The 24,937-nt window shown below is 54.5% G+C and carries 25 protein-coding genes; 10 read left to right on the top strand and 15 right to left on the bottom strand.

Translation table 11 applies throughout. The annotated features are described in order from the left end of the window. From gmk to recG, 5 genes are all read left to right on the top strand, one after another. Positions 1-627 (top strand): guanylate kinase, encoded by a 627-nt coding sequence (gmk, locus tag ACXAD4_RS00570; RefSeq protein ID WP_107298955.1) that lies wholly within the window; start codon positions 1-3, stop codon positions 625-627. Positions 628-678: 51 nt separating this feature from the next. After that, positions 679-954 carry a DNA-directed RNA polymerase subunit omega gene (gene rpoZ, locus ACXAD4_RS00565; protein ID WP_107349751.1) on the top strand — a complete coding sequence of 92 codons (276 nt, stop codon included), beginning with the start codon at positions 679-681 and terminating at the stop codon, positions 952-954. Positions 955-972: 18 nt separating this feature from the next. Further along, positions 973-3,075 carry a bifunctional GTP diphosphokinase/guanosine-3',5'-bis pyrophosphate 3'-pyrophosphohydrolase gene (spoT, locus tag ACXAD4_RS00560; protein WP_475237868.1) on the top strand — a complete coding sequence of 701 codons (2,103 nt, stop codon included), beginning with the start codon at positions 973-975 and terminating at the stop codon, positions 3,073-3,075. 76 nt (positions 3,076-3,151) lie between these two features. Continuing rightward, positions 3,152-3,865, top strand: a complete 714-nt coding sequence (gene trmH, locus ACXAD4_RS00555) for a tRNA (guanosine(18)-2'-O)-methyltransferase TrmH (RefSeq protein ID WP_107298953.1) — start codon at positions 3,152-3,154, stop codon at positions 3,863-3,865. 41 nt (positions 3,866-3,906) lie between these two features. Beyond that, on the top strand, positions 3,907-5,988 hold the full coding sequence (recG, locus tag ACXAD4_RS00550; protein WP_475237866.1) for an ATP-dependent DNA helicase RecG: 2,082 nt from the start codon (positions 3,907-3,909) through the stop codon (positions 5,986-5,988). A 104-nt stretch (positions 5,989-6,092) separates the two neighbouring features. On the opposite strand, the gene envZ is transcribed toward recG, so the two are convergent. Further along, positions 6,093-7,442 (bottom strand): two-component system sensor histidine kinase EnvZ, encoded by a 1,350-nt coding sequence (gene envZ, locus ACXAD4_RS00545; RefSeq protein WP_475237863.1) that lies wholly within the window; start codon positions 7,440-7,442, stop codon positions 6,093-6,095. Positions 7,443-7,445: 3 nt separating this feature from the next. Further along, positions 7,446-8,165, bottom strand: coding sequence for an osmolarity response regulator transcription factor OmpR (gene ompR, locus ACXAD4_RS00540; RefSeq protein ID WP_039457175.1), 720 nt, complete (start codon positions 8,163-8,165; stop codon positions 7,446-7,448). Between the two features lie 328 nt (positions 8,166-8,493). Between ompR and greB the strand changes: the two genes are divergently transcribed. Further along, on the top strand, positions 8,494-8,964 hold the full coding sequence (gene greB / locus ACXAD4_RS00535; RefSeq protein ID WP_475237860.1) for a transcription elongation factor GreB: 471 nt from the start codon (positions 8,494-8,496) through the stop codon (positions 8,962-8,964). A 127-nt stretch (positions 8,965-9,091) separates the two neighbouring features. Then, entirely contained in the window at positions 9,092-11,428 is a 2,337-nt protein-coding gene (locus ACXAD4_RS00530; RefSeq protein ID WP_475237858.1) for a Tex family protein, read from the top strand. A gap of 198 nt (positions 11,429-11,626) precedes the next feature. On the opposite strand, the gene ACXAD4_RS00525 is transcribed toward ACXAD4_RS00530, so the two are convergent. The 3 genes from ACXAD4_RS00525 to bioH all read right to left on the bottom strand — a co-directional run bounded on the left by ACXAD4_RS00525 (position 11,627) and on the right by bioH (position 13,468). Beyond that, positions 11,627-12,085, bottom strand: a complete 459-nt coding sequence (locus ACXAD4_RS00525; RefSeq protein WP_475237856.1) for an ATP-dependent Lon protease — start codon at positions 12,083-12,085, stop codon at positions 11,627-11,629. Between the two features lie 31 nt (positions 12,086-12,116). After that, positions 12,117-12,551: a hypothetical protein gene (locus tag ACXAD4_RS00520; RefSeq protein ID WP_475237854.1), complete on the bottom strand. Its 435-nt coding sequence runs from the start codon at positions 12,549-12,551 to the stop codon at positions 12,117-12,119. 152 nt (positions 12,552-12,703) lie between these two features. After that, on the bottom strand, positions 12,704-13,468 hold the full coding sequence (bioH, locus tag ACXAD4_RS00515) for a pimeloyl-ACP methyl ester esterase BioH (RefSeq protein WP_475237852.1): 765 nt from the start codon (positions 13,466-13,468) through the stop codon (positions 12,704-12,706). 36 nt (positions 13,469-13,504) lie between these two features. Here bioH and ACXAD4_RS00510 point away from each other — a divergent pair, with 36 nt between their 5' ends. Both ACXAD4_RS00510 and nfuA read left to right on the top strand, forming a co-directional pair. Then, positions 13,505-14,206, top strand: a complete 702-nt coding sequence (locus ACXAD4_RS00510; protein WP_475237850.1) for a phosphoribosyltransferase family protein — start codon at positions 13,505-13,507, stop codon at positions 14,204-14,206. A gap of 117 nt (positions 14,207-14,323) precedes the next feature. Then, positions 14,324-14,902 carry a Fe-S biogenesis protein NfuA gene (nfuA, locus tag ACXAD4_RS00505; RefSeq protein ID WP_475242676.1) on the top strand — a complete coding sequence of 193 codons (579 nt, stop codon included), beginning with the start codon at positions 14,324-14,326 and terminating at the stop codon, positions 14,900-14,902. A gap of 178 nt (positions 14,903-15,080) precedes the next feature. Here nfuA and ACXAD4_RS00500 read toward each other — a convergent pair whose 3' ends face one another. The 6 genes from ACXAD4_RS00500 to ACXAD4_RS00475 form a co-directional block, all read right to left on the bottom strand. After that, on the bottom strand, positions 15,081-15,473 hold the full coding sequence (locus tag ACXAD4_RS00500; RefSeq protein WP_475237848.1) for a 3D domain-containing protein: 393 nt from the start codon (positions 15,471-15,473) through the stop codon (positions 15,081-15,083). 105 nt (positions 15,474-15,578) lie between these two features. Then, positions 15,579-16,928 carry an MATE family efflux transporter DinF gene (gene dinF / locus ACXAD4_RS00495; RefSeq protein ID WP_475242675.1) on the bottom strand — a complete coding sequence of 450 codons (1,350 nt, stop codon included), beginning with the start codon at positions 16,926-16,928 and terminating at the stop codon, positions 15,579-15,581. A gap of 184 nt (positions 16,929-17,112) precedes the next feature. After that, a complete protein-coding gene (cyoE, locus tag ACXAD4_RS00490; RefSeq protein ID WP_475237847.1) occupies positions 17,113-18,033 on the bottom strand; it encodes a heme o synthase in 921 nt (306 codons plus the stop codon). Between the two features lie 50 nt (positions 18,034-18,083). Continuing rightward, positions 18,084-19,112 (bottom strand): COX15/CtaA family protein, encoded by a 1,029-nt coding sequence (locus ACXAD4_RS00485; RefSeq protein WP_475237844.1) that lies wholly within the window; start codon positions 19,110-19,112, stop codon positions 18,084-18,086. Between the two features lie 12 nt (positions 19,113-19,124). After that, on the bottom strand, positions 19,125-19,673 hold the full coding sequence (locus ACXAD4_RS00480; RefSeq protein ID WP_475237842.1) for a cytochrome oxidase: 549 nt from the start codon (positions 19,671-19,673) through the stop codon (positions 19,125-19,127). Further along, positions 19,670-20,347 carry an SURF1 family protein gene (locus tag ACXAD4_RS00475; RefSeq protein ID WP_475237840.1) on the bottom strand — a complete coding sequence of 226 codons (678 nt, stop codon included), beginning with the start codon at positions 20,345-20,347 and terminating at the stop codon, positions 19,670-19,672. Before ACXAD4_RS00475 ends, ACXAD4_RS00480 begins: the two co-directional genes overlap by 4 nt. 29 nt (positions 20,348-20,376) lie before the next feature. Here ACXAD4_RS00475 and ACXAD4_RS00470 point away from each other — a divergent pair, with 29 nt between their 5' ends. Next, positions 20,377-20,583 carry a DUF2909 domain-containing protein gene (locus tag ACXAD4_RS00470; RefSeq protein WP_039457142.1) on the top strand — a complete coding sequence of 69 codons (207 nt, stop codon included), beginning with the start codon at positions 20,377-20,379 and terminating at the stop codon, positions 20,581-20,583. Between the two features lie 15 nt (positions 20,584-20,598). Here the strand turns inward: ACXAD4_RS00470 and ACXAD4_RS00465 are convergent, their stop codons facing one another. From ACXAD4_RS00465 to coxB, 4 genes are read right to left on the bottom strand one after another with little or no spacing between them, the layout of a single operon-like run. Then, positions 20,599-21,501: a cytochrome c oxidase subunit 3 gene (locus ACXAD4_RS00465; RefSeq protein ID WP_475242673.1), complete on the bottom strand. Its 903-nt coding sequence runs from the start codon at positions 21,499-21,501 to the stop codon at positions 20,599-20,601. A 9-nt stretch (positions 21,502-21,510) separates the two neighbouring features. After that, positions 21,511-22,092: a cytochrome c oxidase assembly protein gene (locus ACXAD4_RS00460; RefSeq protein WP_475237839.1), complete on the bottom strand. Its 582-nt coding sequence runs from the start codon at positions 22,090-22,092 to the stop codon at positions 21,511-21,513. Between the two features lie 14 nt (positions 22,093-22,106). Beyond that, a complete protein-coding gene (ctaD, locus tag ACXAD4_RS00455; RefSeq protein WP_475237837.1) occupies positions 22,107-23,717 on the bottom strand; it encodes a cytochrome c oxidase subunit I in 1,611 nt (536 codons plus the stop codon). Between the two features lie 14 nt (positions 23,718-23,731). Beyond that, a complete protein-coding gene (gene coxB / locus ACXAD4_RS00450; protein WP_317524148.1) occupies positions 23,732-24,877 on the bottom strand; it encodes a cytochrome c oxidase subunit II in 1,146 nt (381 codons plus the stop codon). Positions 24,878-24,937: the final 60 nt, after the last annotated feature.

Below are 24,937 nucleotides of genomic sequence, written 5' to 3'. Positions count from 1 at the left end.
ATGAGCAAAGGTACTCTATACATTGTGTCGGCCCCGAGCGGCGCAGGCAAATCCAGTCTGATTAACGCCCTGTTGGAAACCAACCCGGTCTATGACATGAAAGTATCCGTCTCTCATACAACCCGCGGCATGCGTCCGGGCGAAGAGCACGGTGTTCATTACAATTTCGTTAGCGTAGAAGAGTTCCAAGAACTAGTAGAACAAGGTGCATTCCTTGAGCACGCTGAAGTTTTCGGCAACTACTACGGCACATCTCGCCCTTGGATCGAGCAGCAGCTGAACAAAGGTATCGACGTATTCCTCGATATCGATTGGCAGGGTGCCCGCCAGATCCGCAAGCAGATGCCACAAGCAAAAAGCCTGTTTATCCTGCCGCCTTCGAAAGAAGAGCTGGAGCGCCGCCTCAATGCCCGTGGTCAGGACAGCGATGCTGTTATCGCCCGCCGCATGGAGGAAGCCCGTTCGGAAATCTCTCATTACAACGAATACGATTATGTGATCGTTAATGATGATTTCGATGTTGCGCTGATGGATTTCAAAGCCATTATCCGTGCAGAACGATTGAAGCAAGACAAGCAAGCTGCTAAATATAACAGCATGCTCAATGCTCTACTGGCAGAACAGTAAGTATTTTTGTACAATTTTCCATCTTTATTTATATAACCACTGGAGTCCTCCATGGCACGCGTAACCGTTCAAGACGCTGTTGATAAAATTGGCAACCGTTTCGATCTAATCCAAATTGCTTCACGCCGCGCTCGTCAGATGCAAACTGGCGGTAAGGATCCACTGGTTCCAGAAGAAAACGACAAGTACACAGTGATCGCGCTTCGTGAAATCGAAGAAGGCCTAATCACCAAAGATATCCTTGATGCTCGCGAGCGTCAGGAACTTCAAGAGCAAGAAGCAGCAGAGCTAGCAGCTGTTAGCGCTATTGCCGGCGACAACCGTTAATTCAGGGAACCGGGCGAATTGTATCTTTTTGATAGCCTGAAAGAAGTCGCGATCGAATACCTGCCTGAGTCCCAAATAGAGGCGCTCAGGCAGGCCTATCTCGTTGCGCGCGATGCCCACGAAGGGCAGACCCGCTCCAGTGGCGAACCTTACATCATCCACCCTATTGCCGTTGCCCGTATCCTGGCCGAAATGCGCCTCGACTACGAAACCTTGATGGCAGCCCTACTCCACGATGTCATCGAAGATACCGAGGTCACCAAAGACGATCTCGACAGTCGCTTTGGCTCTACCGTGGCCGAGCTGGTAGATGGGGTCTCCAAGCTGGACAAGCTGAAGTTCCGCGACCGCAAAGAAGCGCAAGCCGAGAACTTCCGCAAGATGATCATGGCAATGGCCCATGACATCCGCGTTATCCTCATCAAGTTGGCCGACCGCACGCACAACATGCGCACCTTGGGTGCCCTGCGTCCGGACAAACGCCGCCGAATTGCCCGCGAAACGCTGGAGATTTTCTCTCCGCTGGCGCACCGCCTGGGTATCCACAACATCAAGACCGAACTGGAGGAGCTGGGTTTCGAAGCCCTGTATCCGAACCGTTACCGTGTGTTGAAGGAAGTGGTGGCTGCCGCGAGGGGTAACCGCAAAGAAATGATTAACAAGATCCACGCCGAAATTGAGGGTCGCCTCAAAGACGCGGGGATCGAAGGCACCGTGCAAGGCCGCGAGAAGAACCTGTACTCCATCTACAACAAGATGAAGAACAAGGAGCAGCGCTTCCATTCGATCATGGACATCTACGCATTCCGCGTGCTGGTCAAGGATCTGGATACCTGCTATCGCGTATTGGGACAGGTCCACAACCTGTACAAGCCGCGTCCGAGCCGGATGAAAGACTATATCGCCATTCCGAAAGCCAACGGCTACCAGTCTCTGCACACCTCGCTGGTCGGCCCGCACGGGGTACCCGTCGAAGTCCAGATCCGTACCGAAGATATGGATCAGATGGCCGACAAAGGGGTTGCCGCCCACTGGGCCTACAAGGATGGTGAAAGCTCCGGTACCACCGCGCAGGTCAAAGCCCAGCGCTGGATGCAGAGCCTGCTGGAACTGCAGCAGAGTGCCGGTAGCTCGTTCGAGTTTATCGAGAACGTTAAATCCGATCTGTTCCCGGATGAGCTTTACGTCTTTACGCCGAAAGGCCGAATTGTTGAGCTCCCGGTCGGTGCGACAGCGGTCGACTTTGCTTATGCCGTACATACCGATGTCGGCAACGCTTGTGTCGGTGCCCGAGTCGAACGCCAGCCTTATCCGCTCAGCAAACCGCTGAAAAACGGCCAAACTATTGAGATCATCAGTGCGCCGGGTGCCCGCCCGAACGCGGCATGGCTCAACTACGTGGTGACCTCCCGCGCCCGCACCAAGATCCGTCAGGTGCTCAAGACCATGCGTCGCGAAGAGTCAATTACCCTTGGCCGCCGCCTGCTCAACCATGCGTTGGGAGCAATCAACATCGACCAGATCGATGACAATAACCTGCATCAGGTACTGACCGACCTACGTCTGACCAGCCTCGAAGATCTGCTGGCCGAGATTGGCCTTGGTGAATTGATGAGTGTGGTGATTGCCCGCCGCTTGCTTGGCAGTGCCGATGAGCTAACGCCGAAGGAGTCCGATCAGCGCCTTCCTATCCGCGGTGCCGACGGCATCCTGCTGACCTTTGCCAACTGCTGTCACCCTATCCATGGTGATCCGATCATGGCCCATGTCAGCCCGGGTAAAGGCCTGGTTATTCACCGCGAAGAATGTGCCAACATCCGCGGCTACCAGAGAGAGCCGGACAAATACATGGCGGTCGAGTGGAGCGAGGACTTCGAGCAGGAGTTTGTCACCTCACTCAAGGTCGATATGCAGAACCACCAAGGTGCACTGGCTGACTTGACCAACACCATTGCTGCCACCGGATCGAATATCCAGGGCCTGGCAACGGAAGAAAAAGACGGTCGCCTATATACCATTACCGTGCGCCTGACCACCAAAGGACGTATCCATCTGGCCAATATCATGCGCCGGATCCGAGTAATGCCTAACGTGGTGCGTGTTTCACGCCAGAAAAACTAAACCGCGCCAGTATCCAACTGGCCCGTCACAGAATAAAAAACGCCCGCTCGCGGGCGTTTTCTTTAGGTAACAGAACATGAGCCCAGAACGCTTCCAACGTATCCATGAGGTCCTTGCCACCCGTCAGCCAGACTTGACGGTGTGCATGGAAGAAGTCCACAAGCCCAACAATGTCTCGGCCATTGTCCGTACTGCCGATGCAGTCGGGATCCACAAGGTCCATGCCGTATGGCCAAGCAGCGGCATGCGGATGCTGGGCAACACCTCGGCAGGCGCCCGCAACTGGGTCGAACTGGAAACCCACGACTCAATGGTCAATGCAGTCAGCACACTCAAGGCTCAGGGTATGCAGGTACTGGCCACCAACCTTTCAGACACTGCGATTGATTTCCGTGAGGTAGATTACACCAAGCCGACTGCTGTAATCCTAGGCGGTGAGAAAAACGGGATCACCGCTGAAGCGCTATCGATGGCCGATCAGGATATCATCATCCCGATGGTAGGTATGGTACAGTCATTGAATGTCTCGGTGGCCAGTGCCCTGATCCTTTACGAAGCACAACGACAGCGCCAAAATGCCGGTATGTATAACCGAGAGAAAACCCTGCTGCCTGATGAAGTGGTTCACCGTATCCTGTTCGAGCGCGGCCATCCGGTGCTGGCAAAAGTTGCCCGCCGCAAAGGGCTGCCTTACCCGCCGCTGGACGAGCATGGTCAGATCGCTGCCGACGAACAGTGGTGGAGCATCATGCAGGCAACCGAGCCGAAAAAGAAAAAGACCTTACCTTAAACGGATGTAGCCATAACGGATGTGGCCATAATGGAGTAGTAATGAGCGGACAACTTCTCGATACTATAGCCCTGACCGAACTGTCGGGTGTTGGTGCCAAAATGGCAGAAAAACTGGAAAAAATCGGTTTGCATACGGTGCAGGACCTCCTATTCCACCTGCCGCTCCGCTACGAAGACCGCACTCGGATCTGGCCGATTGCCAGTGCTATGGCTGGCCAGCACCTCACTGTTCAAGGCGAAGTGCTGAGCAGCAACATCACTTTCGGCAAACGCCGGATGCTGACCGTCAAGATCAGCGATCAGAGTGGTAGTGCTACCTTGCGTTTTTTCAACTTCAATGCTGCGATGAAGAACAGCCTCAGTGAAGGCAAACAGGTCAAAGCTTATGGCGAAATCAAGCGCGGCAAGTACGGGCTGGAGATCATCCACCCCGACTACAAAGTCTTCTCAGAGCCGACCGAGCTTAGCACCGAGGAAACCCTGACACCGGTCTATCCGACTACCGACGGCCTGCGCCAGCTAACTCTTCGCAACCTCACAGACCAAGCCATGCGCCTGCTCGACAAGTCGGCGGTGCGTGAGCTGCTGCCCGAAGGTTTATACGACCGCCAGATGACCCTATCTCAAGCCCTACATATCATGCACCGACCTACACCGGATGTTTCACTCGACCAGCTCGAGGAAGGCAAGCACCCGGCCCAGCAGCGCCTGATCCTCGAAGAACTGCTGGCACAGAACCTGTCGATGCTGGCAGTACGCCACAAGAGCCAGCGCCATGCCGCCTGGCCGCTTGCAGAGAGTAATACGCTCAAGGACAAACTGTTGGCCAGCCTGCCGTTTAGTCCGACCGGTGCCCAGCAGAGGGTGGTAGCAGATATCGAGCGCGATCTTGCCGTGCCCCACCCTATGATGCGCCTGGTTCAGGGCGATGTGGGCTCTGGAAAGACATTGGTTGCCGCGCTGGCCGCTCTACGAGCTATCGAACATGGCTATCAGGTTGCGCTGATGGCACCAACCGAACTGCTGGCCGAGCAGCATGCGATCAACTTTGCCGCCTGGCTCAACCCTCTGGGGATTGAAGTCGGCTGGCTGGCCGGCAAACTCAAGGGCAAAGCCCGCGACAAGGAGCTCGCCCGCATCGAAAGCGGCGAAGCCAAAATGGTGGTCGGTACTCATGCTCTGTTCCAGGAGCAAGTCGTGTTCAATAACCTCGCTCTGGTGATTATTGACGAGCAGCACCGCTTCGGTGTCCACCAACGCCTTGAGCTGCGCGAGAAAGGGGCCAACGGCGGCTGCTATCCTCACCAGCTGATCATGACTGCTACCCCGATCCCGCGTACCCTGGCAATGACCGCCTACGCCGATTTGGAAACCTCGGTTATCGATGAGCTGCCACCGGGCCGAACCCCGATCCAAACCGTTGCCCTGCCCGACTCGCGTCGTCAGGAGATCATCGAGCGCATCCGCTCGGCCTGCCTCAATGAAGGCCGCCAAGCCTATTGGGTCTGCACCCTGATTGATGAGTCCGAAGTATTGGAAGCCCAGGCTGCCTCCGATACCGCCGACGAGCTGACCGCCCAGTTACCCGAACTCAATATCGGGCTGGTTCATGGCCGGATGAAACCGGCGGAAAAGCAGGAAGTGATGAAGCGCTTCAAAGATGGTGAGCTGCATCTGCTAGTTGCTACCACGGTTATCGAAGTCGGTGTTGACGTTCCCAACTCAAGTTTGATGGTGATTGAGAACCCGGAGCGTCTCGGCCTGGCCCAGCTTCACCAGTTACGCGGCCGGGTTGGCCGGGGCAGCGTCGCCAGCCACTGTGTACTGCTCTACCATGCGCCGCTGTCGAAAACCGCGCAGAAACGCCTCGGGGTACTGCGCGAGAGCAGCGACGGCTTTGTCATCGCCCAGCGTGATTTGGAAATCCGCGGCCCCGGCGAACTGCTGGGCACCAAGCAGACCGGTATTGCCGAATTCAAGGTTGCCGACCTGGTCCGTGACCAGCACCTGATCCCGCAAGTCCAAAAGCTTGCCCGCTACCTGCACGACAACTACCCAGACAACGCCAAGGCCATCATCGACCGCTGGCTCGGCCAACGGGAGAACTACTCTAATGCATAAAAGCAGGTCTAATGCTTAGAAACAGGGCCAATCCCTGAAAGCAGGCAATAAAAAAGCGAGGCATTAGCCTCGCTTTTTTATTATTGAACAAGCTTGCTCAGCCGCTATTTCTTGGCATGCAGCGGCAAGCTGATCTGTACCCGCAGGCCACCTTCACGGCGGTTGGACACCTGAATCACCCCTTCATGCTGGTCGATGATACGTTTGACGATTGCCAGCCCCAAGCCGGTACCTTCTGTATCAGTACCGCGGGCAGTATCTCCGCGAGTAAGCGGCTGGAACATCCTCGCCACCTGATCAGGCTCGATACCCGGGCCATCATCCTCGACACAGAACCAGGCACTCTTGCGATCGGCAGCGGTACCGCTGGAAATCTTGACCAATCCATTGCCGTAACGCTGGGCATTGACCACCAGATTGGCGATGGAGCGCTTGATGGAGACACCATTGCCGATAATCACGCCAGGGATATCCGCCAGCTCAAGCTCGACCTGGCGCTCGTATCCGCCTTCGGCTTCAGCTACCTCTTCCAGCAGGTAGTTGAGCTCAAGCTCTTCTTCCGCCTGCTTCTTGGTCGACTTCAGGTAATCCATAAACTGGCTGATGATCTCATTACACTCTTCGGTATCGTTGATCATACTCTCAGCCAAATAGCTATCTTCCGGCGACATCATTTCGGTTGCCAGGCGAATACGGGTCAAAGGTGTACGCAAGTCATGACTGACACCGGCCATCAACAGGGCGCGGTCATCTTCGAGCTGCTTGATCCCCGCCGACATCCGGTTGAATGCCTTGGTCACCGCTCGTATTTCCGACGCGCCACGTTCAGGCAATACCGGTGGTGTTTCTCCCTTCGCCACCTGCAAGGCAGCTTGCTCCAGCGCCACCAACGGGCGGTTCTGGATCCGGATAAACAACCAGCCACCAGCAATCACCATAAAGGCAATGATCAGACTGTAGTGGAACAGCGGCGAGAAATCGTCTTCCTGCAATTCAGACAACGGGATCCGCATCAGGAAGCCGGGTATCGATTCACTCCTGAGCCATAGCACATAGCTGTCGGCCCCCAGCACCAGACGCACCTCGGTTGGCGACTCCAGCTCCTGGGTCATCTCCTCGCTGAGGTATTCAATCACCGTGGCTTTGGCAAACTCCTGCAGTTCATCATCGTGGTCAGGATCGCTCCCGTCCTCAGCATGCAGGGTTACCCCGAGCTGCTCGAGCAACTGACGCCTCAGCGGAGTATCAAGGTGGAAGGTATTACCGTCGGCGAGCTCAACATCTTCCTTGAGCATCAACCGTACCTCGTAGGCAAGGATCCGGTTGAACTGCTGCAAGCTTGGCAGCAAGGCGTAGTTGAGTACCGCTAGGTAGGAGAAAATCTGGCTGGCTATCAGCAAGCCAGCCAGAAGGATCAGTGTCCGGGTAAAGGTACTGCGTGGCGACAGTCGCATGGCTTACGCCTCGCTGCCGTCCGGTACGAATACGTAGCCCAGTCCCCATACGGTCTGAATGTAGCGTGGGCGGCTAGGGTCTTCTTCGATCATCCGGCGCAGGCGGGAGATCTGAACGTCAATCGAACGCTCCATCGCCGAGTATTCACGGCCACGGGCCATGTTCATCAGCTTGTCGCGGGACATTGGTTCGCGGGCATTAGTTACCAGTGCTTTCAATACCGCAAATTCACCCGATGTCAGCGGCATCGACTCTTCGCCGCGGAACATTTCGCGGGTACCTAGGTTCAGGCGGAACTCGCCGAATTCGATGATCTTGCTGTCGACACTCGGTGCACCCGGCGCTTCAACCGTCTGGCGACGCAATACGGCACGGATACGAGCCAGCAATTCACGCGGGTTGAATGGCTTAGGCAGGTAGTCGTCAGCGCCGACTTCCAAGCCGACAATACGGTCTACTTCGTCACCCTTGGCGGTCAGCATCAGGATTGGCAGCATGTTGTTGGCATTACGCAAACGGCGGCAAATCGACAAGCCATCTTCGCCCGGCAGCATCAAATCCAATACCATCAGGTGGAAGGTTTCACGGGACAATAAGCGGTCCATTTGCTCACCGTTGGCCACGCTACGCACCTGGAAGCCCTGCTCAGACAGGTAACGCTCCAGCAGCGCACGCAGGCGCATGTCATCATCAACAACTAGAATCTTATAATTTTCCTGCATATCTCACCTTACTTGCATCGACTGAGGTTATCGTGCTTTGGGCGTATTTTACTCGACGTTCCCAGCGGTTAGCTGAAATTTGCCGCTAAAATAACCACTAAATTGTTACCGTTTATGTCAGCATAGCCCGTTTTCGCCTGGCTTCCCTCTGCGAGTGTGACAACATTCTTTGTTTACCTACCCTTTAAACTAACCTAAATTCAAGGAACTATCCAAAACAATACGCATTCTGAGTGGTTGAGACTTGATCTGTGCCTCGTGCCGAACGACTATTGGCAGCAACAGAGACATTCAGCTTCCAGCAACCCGATAGAAACCGGATCCTGCGATGAAAACCAACCTCATTACCCGCGAGGGCTATGACAAACTGAAAAACGAGCTCGATTTCCTATGGAGGGAAGAGCGCCCCGAAGTCACCAAGAAGGTGACTTGGGCAGCCAGCCTCGGCGATCGCTCAGAAAACGCCGACTACCAGTACAACAAAAAACGCCTGCGCGAAATCGACCGCCGGGTCCGCTACCTGCGCAAACGGCTCGAGCAGGTACAGGTCGTCGATTATTCTCCCCAGCAAGATGGCAAGGTGTTCTTCGGTGCCTGGGTCGAAATCGAGAACGACGACGGCGAAACCAAATCCTTCCGCATTGTCGGCCCGGACGAAATCTACGGCCGCAACGACTACATCTCGATTGACTCGCCGATGGCCCGGGCGCTGCTGAAAAAAGAAGTCGATGACGACATCGAGGTTAATACACCTGCCGGCAAGAAAGAGTGGTTCGTCAACAGCATTCGCTATCAATAGAGCGAGGCCTTAGCCCCATGATGCGGGGCGCAGTCAGTTACTGACAGTTCGCTAACACGCGATACCTTGCCTGCATTCCTATCGCCCGTAAAATGGGCCTATACCAGACAACAAGAGAAATGAACGGATGAGCAATACGATCAACCAGATGATTGCCACTGAGCTGAATGTTCGCCAGGAACAAGTTACAGCGGCCATCACTTTGCTCGATGATGGTAACACCGTGCCTTTCGTGGCCCGTTACCGTAAGGAAGTCACTGGTGGGCTGGATGACACCCAGCTCCGCAACCTGGAATCTCGCCTCGGCTACCTGCGCGAGCTCGAAGACCGCCGCCAGGTGATCATCAAATCCATTACCGAGCAGGGCAAATTAACGGCCGAGCTCGAAGCGGCCATCGCGGGTGCCGACAGCAAGACCCGCCTTGAAGATCTCTACCTGCCTTACAAGCCCAAGCGCCGCACCAAAGGCCAGATCGCCATTGAAGCAGGCATTGAGCCACTGGCCGACTCGCTGTGGAACGATCCAAGCCAAACGCCGGAAGACAGCGCCGCAGCTTACGTCGATACCAACAAGGGCTTTGCCGACACCAAAGCCGTGCTCGATGGTGCCCGCGCTATATTGATGGAGCGCTTTGCCGAAGATGCTGCGCTGCTGGAGAAAATCCGCCGCCACCTACTCTCCCAGGCCGAACTGACCTCGCGTGTGGTTGAAGGCAAAGAGCAGGAAGGCGCCAAATTCAAGGACTACTTCGAGTACAACGAAGTCTTCAAGAATATTCCTTCGCACCGTGCTTTGGCCCTGTTCCGTGGTCGCAACGAAGGCTTTTTGCAGATCAGCCTTAACGCCGACCCTAACCAGGAAGAAGGCGTTCGCGGCTCCTACTGCGAAGTAATGATTGCCGATCACCTCGGTGTGAAACTGGGCACCCAGGCCGCTGATACCTGGCGCAAGCAGGTGATCAGCTGGGCATGGCGCATCAAAATTGCCATGCACCTAGAAACCGAGCTAATGGCTGCTCTGAAAGAAAAAGCCGAAGACGGCGCCATGCAGGTGTTTGCCGATAACCTGAAAGACTTGCTGATGGCAGCCCCGGCTGGCCCACGCGTCACGCTGGCTCTTGACCCGGGCCTACGAACTGGCTGTAAGGTAGCGGTTGTCGATGCGACCGGCAAACTGCTCGATACTGCTACTATCTACCCGCATACCGCCCGTGCCCGCGTGGCGGAAGCCGAAGCTACCTTGCTGGCACTGCTGAACAAGCACAACGTTGATCTGATTGCGATCGGTAACGGTACTGCTTCACGTGAAACAGACAGCTTTGTTGCCGCCCTGCTCAAGGACAATAACCTCAAAATCCAAAGCGTGATGGTCAGCGAAGCTGGCGCATCAGTTTACTCGGCGTCAGAATTGGCTGCCAACGAATTCCCGCAACTGGATGTGTCGCTGCGTGGCGCCGTGTCTATCGGCCGCCGCCTGCAAGACCCACTGGCCGAGCTGGTGAAGATCGATCCGAAATCGATCGGTGTGGGCCAGTACCAGCACGACGTCAGCCAGAGCATGCTGGCCAAGCGCCTGGATGCCGTAGTCGAGGACTGTGTAAACGCCGTCGGCGTTGATGTAAATACCGCTTCTCCTGCGCTACTAACCCGTGTGGCAGGCCTGAATGGCACCATCGCCCAGAACATCGTGAACTACCGTGATGAGAACGGCCGGTTCGACAACCGTACCGCTCTGAAGAAAGTCGCCCGCCTCGGGCCAAAGGCATTCGAGCAGTGTGCCGGTTTCCTGCGTATCATGGGCGGCAAGAACCCGCTTGATAGCTCAGCGGTTCACCCGGAGTCCTATGCTGTGGTCAAGAACATCGCCGCAGCCAACGACAAGGCGCTTGATGCCATCATTGGCAACACTGAGTTCCTGCGTAGCATCAAGGCCGCTGACTATACCGATGAAAAATTCGGCCTACCGACGGTAACCGATATCATCAGCGAGCTCGACAAGCCGGGCCGCGACCCACGTCCAGAGTTCAAGACAGCGACCTTCGCCGAAGGGGTTAACGAGGTCAAAGATTTGATCCCTGGCATGGTGCTTGAAGGGGTGATCACCAACGTCACCAACTTCGGTGCCTTCGTCGATGTCGGTGTCCACCAGGACGGCCTGGTGCATATCTCGGCCCTGTCGGACAAGTTTGTCTCCGACCCACGTGAAGTGGTCAAGGCCGGTGATATCGTCAAGGTCAAAGTGATGGAGGTAGATCTGCAGCGTAACCGTATCGGGATGTCGATGCGCCTTAGCGACGAGCCGGGCCAGGACAACAAGCCTGCCCGTAAGCCGCAGCAAAACCGCCCTCAGGGTAACCAGCGTAATCAGCAACCGCGTCAGCGCCAAGACCGCCAGTCGGGCAACGGCAACAGCGCGATGGGTGGTGCCTTTGCCGCCGCGTTTGCTAACGCGAAGAAGAAGTAAAGCGCCGTTGGGCCAATAAACAAAAAGAGCCGGCATTCGTGTCGGCTCTTTTTTTAGTCCTGTGGTCCTGTGGTCCTGCAAGCCGAATCTTAAAGTCGATAGCCTGTGTCAAACCTTTAAACTGCTGGTCACTTTTACAAGTCTCAGGCTTTCACCCATAGGGCCATAGAACCGCTTCTGTGCCATAGCACAAGCTTTTTAAAGCACCACCAAATACTCCGTTGGCGGGTTGGGCACAGTGGCCTGGGCATACTTGTGGGCGACGACACCCTTGGTGCGCTCCGACTGGCTGATTTGCTCCAGCTCCTCGAGTAGTTCGCGAGGTAGTTTTATGTGCATGGAATATCCCAGATCGCCGACATCTGCCATATAGCTTTCGGCCGACAGCGCCTTGACCAGCATTTCCATCGACTCCTGATAGCCGTACTGCTTCTCTTCCACGGCTTGTTGGTAATCGGGGTGTTCGGACGGATCCCAGGAAGGTTTCTTGAGTTGCTTCTCTTCACTGCTCAGTGCTCGCTCCTGAGCAGAGGACTGCATTTCAGTGGTGGGGACGATTTTCTCACGTACACGATTATCCCGCGCGGTTTGCTCGGTTGGCGGGTTAATTGTCGGGGCCACGGCTGGCGCGCCCACCTGTACGGGAGTGACTAGCATGTTGGAGCCTCTCTCCTGAGATTTTTCTTATCTAGGCAATAGCTAGCAATACGGTTGCAACAGTTCCTGCGGCGGCAAGCCACTGTCCGGCATTATAGTAACCATCGCTGTTGGCCTTAACATCTTCCGGATGATCCATACCCAGCGCTCCATAGGCAAAGGCTTCTGCCTTATCACCCATATCTTTTTCCGCCTCCTGAGACTTAGTTTCCTTAAGGCTGGCTTCTTGGGCTTTGGCACTCTGCGCTACGCGATCATCAGCCTGAAGCTTACGCGCATCGTCGGAGATGGATACCTTGGTATCAGTTGCTGGGGCTTGAGCTGCTGGGGCCTGGCTTGCTGAGATCTCACCCCGTTGTTGAGCCCCTTTTGTCGCTACTTTGTCTTCTGCAGCGCTGGGTTGGGCAGCAACCTGCAAGCTTGCTGGGGTGTACGTCGCCGAATGATTGATAGTGCCAATTGTCATCTTGGTTGTCCCTCTCCAATTAGCACCGAAACAAGATAGTGCTAACACAAAAATAGCGTCAAAATTCACGTCTTAATTTTGCTATCGGCCAAAATGAGAAAAAGTTTAGGCCGCTTGCTTTAACACCAGTTTCTCACCAGCGGGGACTTATATTAACCCGTAAATGCTTTTAGCGTATCGATAAATTCATCAGGATGGGAGATAAACGGGGCATGTGAAGCACCCGCAAACACATGTTGCTGTGACTGTGGGGCAAGCTTATCAAGCTCGCGCGCGACCTTGGCCGGCACCAAACCATCCAATCGGCCATACAAGCGTAGCCAAGGCTGGGAGATAGTTGCTAGCAATGGGCGTAAATCAACCTGCCCCAGCATATCAAGCCCGAGGGCCAACGCATCAGGATTTGGCTCAGGACGGGACAATACCGCTTCCTTAAGCTGGCGAATATCCTGGCGGGCAGTCTTACTTCCCATTGCCTGCAGAGCCATAAACCGCTCGATAGTCGCTCTGAAGTCCGAATCAAGCTGGCTGCGAAAGTCATCCAGCACTTGCGGTTTGATCCCGCGCCAGTCTTTTTCCGCAGCAAAGCACGGAGAGCTTGCCACCGTGACGAGTTGCTGCACCCTGTCCGGTGCCTGCAACGCGGCTGACTTGACAACCAAGCCGCCCAAAGACCAGCCGAGCCAAATTGCCTGCTCCGGTGCCTGCGCCAATAATTGGCGAGCCATTTCATCAACATCGGCAGCCGGCAGGTGCTGGCTGTGGCCGTAGCCCGGCAGATCCACCACATGTACCCGGTAGTGCTGCGCCAGCACTGGCACTACTTGCTGCCATACGGCACCGTTCATTCCCCAGCCATGAATGAGAAGTAGATCGGAACCTTGTCCTTGCGTTTGCCAATGAAGCTCAGCTGTCATCTATATTTCCTATATTTGCCACCAGGGATAACACGGATGGTATCGCTATTTGACCAATTCACCAACTTTCTGCGCCGTTACCACCGCTGCCCGTTATGTCACTTGCCCGCCGACGGCCTTCATTCGGTATGGTGCAGCCACTGTCTTGCCCGCTTTCCCAGCCTGCCTTATTGCCATCACTGCGGCAATACACTAACCGCAGATGCCGAGCATTGCGGCCAATGCCTGATCAGCCCCAGACCTTGGCTGCGCTTCTACCGCCTAGGTGAATATCAATTCCCTCTGCGCCACCTGATCCACCAGCTGAAATTCCAGCGTAAATTCTGGTTGGCCCAACCGCTTGGCGAACTCATGGCACAACAGATCGATGAACCCGCCCCCTTACTGCTGCCAATCCCTTTGCATCCCCTGCGCTTGCTCCAACGCGGCTTTAACCAAAGCAGCCTCATTGCCCAAGCCATTGCCAGACAGACCGGAAGTCAACTGGATACCCGACGACTCAAACGCCAGCGCTATACCCCGCCCCAGCACACGCTGAGCAAGGCACAGCGCCAGCATAACCTCGAGCAAGCATTTATACTTAAAGGGGGAAAATTGCCGAGCCATGTTGCCCTTGTCGATGATGTCGTCACCACAGGTACGACCGTTGCGGAAGCCGCAACACTGTTGCGCCAAGCAGATGTAAAACGGATAGATGTCTACTGCCTCAGCTTTACCCCACCAGAAAAAACTGCATAAAAATCGCCAAGATCCGTGCCGAAATCATAGTTGCAGCGATTAATGGGTGATAGAAAGGGCAGCAAAGAGTAGAATAGAATTAATCTTACTAAATAAGTCAGGTATTACGTCGTGTCTATGATTACTATTTCTGAGAATGCTCAACAGCACTTCGGCAAGCTTCTGGCCCAGCAGCCAGAAGGGACTAACATCCGTGTATTCGTGGTAAACCCAGGTACGCAAAATGCAGAGTGCGGCGTGTCCTACTGTCCACCGGAAGCAGTGGAAGCCAGTGACACCGAAATCAAACTCGAACTGTTTTCGGCTTTCATTGATGAGCTAAGCCTACCTTTCCTTGAAGATGCTGAGATTGACTTTGTCACCGACAAGATGGGTTCACAGCTGACACTGAAAGCACCGAATGCCAAGGTACGCAAAGTGTCTGATGATGCACCACTGATGGAGCGTGTTGACTACGTGATCCAAACTCAGGTCAACCCACAGCTAGCTGGCCACGGTGGCCATGTATCACTGTCTGAAATCACTGAAGATGGTGTGGCTATCCTGCAGTTCGGCGGCGGTTGTAACGGCTGTTCAATGGTTGATGTGACCTTGAAAGAAGGTATCGAAAAAGAGCTGCTAGCCCAGTTCGCCGGTGAGCTAACTGGCGTTCGCGATGTGACTGAACACGCCCGTGGTGAGCACTCTTACTACTAAGCCACTGCTGCAAAGCTCATAAAAAAAGCGAGAGCCAAGGCTCTCGCTTTTTTGTATACCAAACAAATAGTGCTGTTGATAAAACTGTTAACCCGCTTGGTATGCTCTCGAATCTGAAAAGATAGCGGTTCTATCAAAGTGCTAGAACAGTTATGTTTTCAGGTTTTTGATACCGTTATTATGAACTCACAACGGTAATGGTCACGTTACGGCGCCCCCAGTTCCTTGCGGCTTGAACATCTTGGCCCATATAGATATCAATCTTATTGCGCCATCGCTTGTTCATCTTGTCCAGTACCACATACTCACCCGGTAGCCCGGAGATTTTCACCACCGTACCGCGCTTGAAGCCTCGGTTCAGTAGGTCGCGGGAAACCGCAATGGCTTTCATGCCCGGTTTCAGCCTATCTCCCCAAGCCGCAATCGTTGGGTTGGAGTTGGTCTGGGCCCTAACCGAATTATATGCCGTTGCACTTACCTTATATGACTTTCCCTGGATAGCGGCCATTGCTGGTGCTACCCAGCTCATCGTGATTACCGCTAAAAAAAGTGCCAGTACTGCTTTTTTCATTTATTCCTCCAGGTGACAGAATTGTTCGCATTTTAAACAGATCATGCTGCACCTGGATAGCTTTTTTTGCCGCAAAACTGAACAAATTAAGTCAATTAATCCTAACTATTTGTTTGTACTAGCTGGTTGCAGGAAAATATTTTTTTGCCACTGAATGGCAAAAATAACCGCCAAACCAACCCCGCGCATCGCCATGAACCCGAGCATCGCTCCCCACAGCGCATGGTTGCCAAAACCGGACAGCAACCACCAAATGATGAAATAACAGCAGGTTGCGACAAACATACTGTTTCGCATCTCGCGCCCGCGTGTCGCCCCGATAAAGATGCCATCAAGCAAAAAACACCACATCGCTACCAGTGGCACCGCTGCCAGCCAAGGCAAATACTGGCCAGCCTCTTGCTGCACCGCCGGGATATCGGAAATCAAAGCGATGATCTCACGGCCGAATAGGGCAAATGCTAGGGTCAATACCAAGGAGATCACCAGGCTCCAGAATGTGGTCCCCACCAGACTGCGCCCAAGTTCATCGCGGTTGCGGGCACCAATCGCCTTGCCGACCATAGCTTCCATAGCATAGGCAAAGCCATCCATCGCATAGGAGACCAGCATCAGAAAGCTCATTAGCACCGCATTGGCAGCCACCACATTATCGCCGAGAGTCGCTCCCTGGAATGTCATGAACGTGAAAGTTAATTGCAGGCATAAACTACGCAGAAAGATATCCCGGTTCAGCTTGAGCAGACGGCCTATCCCCTGGCGGGCACTCCCTAACTTGGCGCGCAAGGCTGGCAGCGCATGACTGCGCCACTGGCGTGAAACAAACCACACCCCCAAAATCAGTCCGCTGTATTCTGCCAATACAGACGCGGCCGCAGCCCCCTGTACTTTCCAGCCAAAGCCAAGTACAAACAGTACATCCAAGCCAATGTTGACGATATTGGTCACAATCAATAGCCACATCGGCAACTTGGCATTCTGGGTGCCGAGCAACCACCCCATGATGACAAAGTTCGCCAGTGCTGCCGGTGCGCCCCAGATCCGGATCGAAAAATACTGCTCTGCGTAGGTTTTCACTTCACTGCTGGCAGCACTAAAATGGAAAATCAGATCGGCCACCGGTTTATGGAAGATAATCAGCACCAGTGCCATCAACCATGCCAGTGCCATGCCTTGGATAAAAACCGCCGCCTGGGCGTCACGGTCCGAAGCCCCATAAGCCTGGGCACTAAGGCCGGTTGTTGCCATGCGCAAAAAGCCCAGCAACCAGAACGTCACATTGATCATGGTGCCGCCAACCGCAACGCCGCCGAGATACCAAGCATGCTCAAGGTGGCCGATCACCGCGGCATCAACCAAACCCAGCAGGGGAACGGTAATATTCGACAGCACCATCGGCAGGGCTAGGGCAAACACCTGACGGTGTAAGTTTCTATCTTGCAACGCTTGCAGCACAACAACCTCAATTCTCGACATCCGGCCCGCGATTATCAGGTGTCTGGCCACAAATAAAAAGCCCCCATGGACATAATCCACAGGGGCCATCCCCAGTCTGCAGAATGGGAATATTCGGGTAAGCGGCCTGATATCTCTATCAAGCCGCCATTTTCAGACCAGCATTATCAAACTGGCATTAATACTAAACCAGTAACGCAGCCAGCCAATGATCTGCCAACAACACCACAAACAGCGCCAGCAAATGCCAGATCGAGTACTTGAAAGTCGCCCAGGCATGGCCGGGTTCATCGGCAAACTTGAGCTTCACGGCATAACCGATAAAGCCAAGGTTAAGCGCGCTGCTTCCTATCAGGTACAGCCAACCGCTCATCCCTGTCAGCCAAGGTAACAGACCCACCAATGCCAACATCAAGGTATAGAGCAGCACCATGGTTTTGGTATAGCCTATGCCGTGGGTCACCGGCAACATCGGGATCCCTGCCTTGGCGTAATCATCTCGGCGATGGATAGCCAATGCCCAGAAATGTGGCGGGGTCCAGGTAAAGACCAGCATCACTAAAAGCAAGGCATGGGAGTGCAACTCACCCGTTACTGCTGTCCAGCCTAGCAGAGGTGGCGCGGCCCCTGCTAGGCCACCGATCACAATATTCTGCGGTGTGGCGTGCTTGAGCCAAACGGTGTACACCAAGGCATAACCAATCAAGCTGGCAAACGTCAACCATGCAGTCAGTGCATTGAGCTGCCACAGCACCACAAACCCAGCCACCATCAATACACAGGCAAAAATCACCGCTTTATGGGTTTCTACCCGTCCTTTGGCCAAGGGGCGATGGTAGGTCCTCGCCATCTTGGCATCGAAACGGCGGTCAAGTACATGGTTGAATGCGGCGGCGGCGGCCGACTGCAAGCCAATCCCGACCAAACCAAAAACGACCGCTTTGAGTGGCGGGATCCCGGGAACTGCCAAGCACATCCCGACTAGTGCAGTCAGCAACAACATGGCAACCACTTTGGGCTTGGTCATGGTCAAATAGTCCTGCCACACCCTTCCTGATGACAGGGGCTTATAGCCCCCTTTTGCTACAACCTGACTCTTTGCCATACCCAGGCCCTCCTTTGGCTATTCCACACGCCTTTTTATCCGTTTGCCTATCAGCTACCCATTCGGGATGCGATTCGATTGGGATAACTACCCGACTGCCGCATCCGGTATACCTGCATATTTACCGCCACCAACGACAGCAACAATAAAACCCCTGTGACGTTATGAGCCACCGCCACCGACAACGGCAGGCTTGCGACCACATTGGTAATGCCAAGGCCTATTTGACCAGCTAGTACCAACAACATCATCGCAGCCACACCCCTCAACGCCCTTTGCCGCCACAGCAAACAGGCAAGGACAACTAGCACCAATGCCGTGACCATTGCCCCGATACGGTGGGTGACATGAATAGTGACCCGCTGCTGGTAGTCCAGCACCCCATACTGATAGGTCTCATGCTCTGGCTGGATCAGAGCAAAAGCTGAGGTATCAAAGCCCTGCCGCCAATCTACTTCACACAGCGGTAACTGGGTACAGACCACCGCCGCATAATTGGCTGCCGTCCAGCCCCCCAAGGCGATCTGCCCCACCACAACCAGTAAACCGAATAAGGCAAAAGCCTGCAGGCCATTGCTGGTACTCACTTCGGATGGGTGGACCGATACCCGATCAAGCCTCAGCCATAACAAGAACAACAGCGATGCTGTCGTAAATCCGCCAAGCAAATGCCCCATCACCACCACCGGCATCAGCACCATGGTGACGGTCCACATCCCGAGTAATGCCTGGAAAATAACGGTCGCCAGCAGCAAAGCTGGCAGCCCCTTAGGGCGGGAAGGTTTGCGCCACGCCATGATATTAAGCGCCAAAATCATCAGGCCCAAGGTACCGGCAACGTAGCGGTGAAGCATCTCGTTCCAAGCTTTGTCTACTTCCAGTGGCGCATCAGGAAAGCGGGTGGCAGCCAATGCCTGCTGGGTTTCACTTTTTGGCACGCCAGCAAAACCATAACATCCGGGCCAATCCGGACACCCCAAGCCGGCTTCGGTCAAACGGGTATAGGCCCCGAGGGCTATCACGCACAATGACAAGGCAAATGTCACGGCTACCCAGATGCGGTAGTTATCTTGTTTCATCACATGCTCTCCCTAGCCGATTTTCGAAATCTTCAACAACCGCTTGAGATCCCTCAGCACATCCTTACCCTGTGCCAATATCGCCACCTGCCCTTTAACCAAAGGGTAGGCCATCATCACATTTCCCAATGGGTCAGCAATGTAGATTGCCTTGGCACCGTACTCCAGGGTCTTGAGCTGACTGACTACATAATCGGGCACCTGACGTTGCTCGATACCGGACATCTGCTTTTTCACCTCTCCGGATTGCTCATCAAGCGTATCACCATCAATCAACAGGACACTGCTGAGCCTGTCTTGCTCGGCACCAACAGCCTGCGGGACCTGGCGCAGATTGAACAGGGCTCCCTGGCACAGCTCATCACATTGCTCAGGCAGCAAATAAATCAATTGCCACTGGCGGCTTTCACCCAGCCACTCCGACGCAAGCGGTGACTCCAACAGTTCACCACGGTTAGTCACTCCGCCTTGGTACCAGTTGAGATCAAGCATCAGCTTGGCCAGAATTACCGGCAAGGCGAAAGCACCGAAAAGTAGTAGTAACGTTCCCTGTTTCTTCATGGTTTACTCCGTCTCAACCACCAAAAGGCAAGTCCTGATACTGCCAGCGCCATCAAGAACCACTGCAGCGCATAGGCGTAATGTTTTTGCGGCCCCATCACCACCGGGATCCAGGTTTGATTGAGTGCCAGCGGGCTATCGGGATCAATCTGCAAAACCCAGGAAGGCAGGGTTAATTCCATGTGGTCAGCCAAATCAGTCATGCTGATATTCTGCACCCTGAGCGGGTAGCCCTGCCCCATCACCTCTGGAGCCAACTCCAGCAATGCCGAAGGGGGCGCAATAATCCCATTCACCAGCACCTCGCCATGGTGTTCCGGCAACACAGGAATTTGCTCCCGGTAGGCCGGTGCCGCAATCCACCCTAAATTCACCAACACCCAACCTTCATCAACCTCAAAGGGGTACAGCACGTGGTAGCCCGGACGTCCTTGGTAAAGCTGGTTATCCAGCAGCACCGCCTTGCTGTGGTCAAACTCCCCCCGCAGAGTCAAGCTGTACCAACGAGGATCTGAGGGCAGACTTGCCAGACTGTAGTACATCTGCTCGCTGCGAAATTTCAGCGCATGACCAAGGCTTTCTTTTTCTTGGGCGCGGGTCATTTGCCAAAAACCCAACTTGACCAATGTCGCCAGTACCGCCACAGTAAAAAGAATAAAACCTATCCGACGCATGATTCACCCAGTCCTGACCGGAGACCTCTATGTTGCTGAAAGCCCTGATTGTTTGCCTGTTGATCTTTATCGTGTTGAATCTGTTCCGTGCCTTGCCCGTGATGCTCAAAGGCAAGCAAGACCAGCCAATGTCTCGTCACCTCGGGCGCCGGGTGTTGTTCTCTGTCTTTCTGTTCGCCCTGCTGTTAATTGCGCTGGCCAGCGGTTACATCACCCCCAATCCAAGGCCATACTAAGGGCCTTGTCTAGCCTCACAGGATATAAACGAACACAAACAGCCCGAGCCAGACCACATCAACAAAGTGCCAGTACCAAGCCCCGGCCTGGAAAGCGAAATGTTTCTCGGGGGTAAAGTGACCGCGCAATACCCGCAGCCAGACAACAAATAAAATGATTGTCCCTAGGGTGACGTGAAGGCCGTGGAACCCAGTCAGCAAAAAGAAGGTATTACCGTAAATCCCCGCATCCAAAGTCAGCCCCATATCCTGGTAGGCATGGACATACTCCACCCCTTGCAAGTAAATGAACAGCGAACCAAGCAGTACTGTTAATAGCAAGAAGAGCTTGAGCTTAGGCCTGTTATCCTGCTCCAAAGCGGTGTGGGCAATATGGACCGTAACCGATGACGCCAGTAAGATCAGCGTGTTGTAAAGCGGCAGGCCAATCGGCCCCATCGCAGTGGTTTCCGTCCCGCCAGGGGTCATCACCAAAGGCCACTGAGCGACAAAATCCGGCCACAGCACTGCATGGGTCATGGCGTTGTTTCCTGCCCCACCGAGCCATGGCACAGCTATCATCCGGGCATAGAACAGTGCCCCGAAGAAGGCAGCGAAGAACATCACCTCGGAGAAGATGAACCAGCTCATTCCCTGGCGGAACGAGCGATCCATCTGGCGACTATACAGCCCGGCCATCGACTCGCTGATCACATCCCTAAACCAGCCCACCAGCATGATCAGCAACAAACCGACTCCGGACAGCAAAATCCAAGGCCCCTGACCACCGAAGAGATCCCCGACCGTAGCCCCCGCCCCCATGGCAATAAGAAACAAGGCTATCGCACCCACTATCGGCCAGCCACTGGCCTCAGGCACATAGTAATTCTCGTGCGGAGGAGTCACAGATTGATCATGTTCAGAATAAGGATTCGCCATCATTCAACCTCATTGCGTTTGAGCCGGCGCATCCGGCTGGGCGTTATAAAGGGTGTAGGCCAGGGTCAAGGTGTTGATATCCTCTGGCAGTTCCGGGTCGACATAGAAAATCAGAGGCAAACTGGCTGTTTCGCCCGCAGCCAACGGCTGGCGGTTGAAACAGAAACATTCGATTTTATTCAGGTAACGTGCTCCCTGGCCCGGGCTGACCGAAGGTACGGCCTGGCCAACTGTTTCTTGCCCGGTCAAGTTCTTGGCCTTGTAAGTAATGGTGTGGGTCTGTCCAGGGTTAACCACCAGCGTCTTAACCTCTGGCTCGAACGTCCATTGCACACCGGGGTTGATGTACGAGACAAACTCCACCGTGACCTCGCGACTGGTATCGACCCGTTCGCTGGCCGCCGCCTGGGTATCCGACGTTTTGCCGTTGATACCGGTGATATCGCAGAACACGTCATAAAGGGGCACCAAGGCAAACGCGAAGCCGAACATCGCCACCGCCATCAGGGTCAGTGACCAGATAGAGCGCTGCTTTTTCTTTGCCGGCTCCATGCTCTTCTCAGGGCCTTGATCAAACTGGGGCTTATCCATCGCTATCCCTCCCGTTAATCCACTTTAGGTGGGGTCGAGAACGTATGGTGTGGAGCAGGTGAGGCTACCGTCCACTCCAACCCTTCAGCACCATCCCACGGTTTGGCAGCCGCTTTCTCGCCGCCGCGAACACACTTCACCACCACCGCAAGGAAGATCAGCTGGGACAACCCGAACAGGAACCCCCCGATACTCACCACCGCATTGATATCAGCAAACTGCAACGCATAATCGGGGATCCGGCGCGGCATCCCCGCTAGGCCAAGGAAGTGCATCGGGAAGAACAAGATGTTGACCGAAATAATCGAACACCAAAAGTGCCACTTGGCCAGCTTCTCGTCGAACATATGTCCTGTCCATTTCGGCAGCCAGTAATAAGCCGCCGCCATAATCGAGAATATCGCCCCGGACACCAGAACATAGTGGAAGTGGGCCACCACAAAATAGGTGTCATGGTACTGGAAATCCGCTGGTGTTATTGCCAGCATCAGGCCGGAAAAACCACCGATAGTAAACAGCACAATAAAAGCTATGGCGAACAGCATCGGCACTTCGAAGGTCAGTGAGCCACGCCACATCGTCGCCACCCAGTTGAACACCTTGACCCCGGTCGGGACCGATATCAGCATGGTGCAATACATAAAGAACAGCTCGGCTGCCACCGGCATCCCGGTCGTAAACATATGGTGAGCCCAAACCAGGAAGCTCAAGCCGGCAATTGACGCGGTGGCATACACCATTGAGCTATAACCGAACAGCTTCTTGCGCGAAAAGGCAGGAACAATCGCCGAAATGATACCAAAACTCGGCAAAATCATGATGTACACTTCCGGGTGTCCGAAGAACCAGAAGATGTGCTGGAACATGACCGGATCGCCCCCGCCAGCAGCATCGAAGAAGCTGGTACCAAAGTACTTATCGGTCAACACCATGGTCACCGCCCCGGCCAATACCGGCATCACCGCAATCAACAGGAATGCCGTGATCAGCCAAGTCCAAACGAACAGCGGCATCTTCATGTAGGTCATGCCCGGTGCACGCATGTTGACAATGGTGACGATGACGTTGATCGCCCCCATAATCGAACTGATCCCCATAATATGGATTGCGAAGACGAACAGGCCGGTACTTTCCGGGCTATAGGTTGTTGATAGGGGTGCATAGAAGGTCCAGCCAAAGTTGGGACCACCACCTTCCATGAACAATGAGGCCAACAGCATGGCAAACGCAAAAGGCAGGATCCAGAAGCTCCAGTTGTTCATCCGCGGCAGTGCCATATCCGGTGCACCAATCATCAATGGCACCATCCAGTTGGCAAGGCCTGTGAATGCAGGCATGACAGCACCGAATACCATGATAAGACCATGGACCGTGGTCATCTGGTTGAAGAAGTTCGGGTCAACCAACTGCAGACCGGGCTGGAATAGCTCGGCCCGGATCACCATCGCCATTGCACCGCCAATCAGGAACATGGCAAAACTGAACATCAAATACAGCGAACCGATGTCCTTATGGTTGGTGGTAAACAGCCAGCGCTTGAGACCGGTCTGGTGGTGTTCGTGATGTTCATGCTGCTCGGTCTGGGTTTCCTCGACCTCGGTCTGCTCACGCAACATATCCGTCATCGTCACTCTCTCCCCTATAGATCCTGACCGTCCATCACAGCCTGCACTTCGGCAGCCTGCACGGTGTCTCCGGTATTGTTATCCCAGGCGTTGCGCTCATAAGTGATCACTGCCGCCAGCTCCTTGAGGCTCAACTGCGGGCCAAAGGCCTGCATTGCCGTTCCCTGCTTACCGTGAACAACGATACTGATGTGTTCCAGCTTGGCATTAGGGTCAACCGATAAGCCTTGACCAGCCAATCCCGGGAAGGCCCCAGGGATCCCCTGGCCATTGGCCTGGTGACACATGGCACAACGGGTGTTGTAAACCTGCTCGCCCAAGGTCATCAGCTCATCCATATCCATCTGCATCGCCAGCAAGCGCTGCTCTTCTTCGCGCGCCTGCTGCTGGGCAACCTTGGTGGCCTGCAACCACTCTTCGTACTCTGCCTGCGGCTTGGCAATCACCACCACCGGCATAAAACCATGATCCTTGCCGCACAACTCGGCACACTGACCACGGTAGATCCCCGGCTCATCGATACGGGTCCAAGCTTCATTGATAAACCCGGGATTGGCATCTTTCTTCACCGCAAAATCCGGTACCCACCAAGAGTGGATCACGTCTTGAGAGGTGATCAAAAAGCGCACTTTCTTGCCAATCGGCAGCACTAGCGGGCGGTCAACTTCCAGCAGGTAATTGCTGCGTTTTTCACGCTCGTTGGCAATTTGGGCAGGGCTGGTAGCTAACAGCGAAAAGAACTCGACATCCTCACCAAAATAGCTGTAGTGCCATTTCCATTGCGAACCTGTGACCTGGATGGTCATATCGGCCTGGGTCGTATCTTCCATAGCCAACAAGGTCTTGGTAGCAGGCACTGCCATGATGATAAGGATTACGAACGGGATCACCGTCCAGAGGATTTCCACTTTGGTACTTTCATGGAAGGAGGCTGCAACAGCCCCTTTTGACTTGCGGTGGTGGATGATAGACCAGAACATCACCCCGAAAACCACCAGACCGATCGCCACACAGATGTAGAAAATCGTCATGTGAAGATCGAACACCCGCTGGCTGACCTCGGTTACTCCCTGAGTCATGTTCAGTGGCATGGGTTGGACGTCTGCCTTTGCTGGCACGGCCAGCAGAACAAACAGACAGCACATCAGATGGCGAATCATCACCCGGCTCCCTCCTATCCTTTTCCTATCAAATACCCCCGTGAACACAAAATAGTTCAT

This window comes from Photobacterium sp. AWH4_225 (assembly GCF_056158405.1).
Note: the sequence above shows the minus strand (reverse complement) of the source record. Positions and strands in the feature narration are given on the sequence as shown.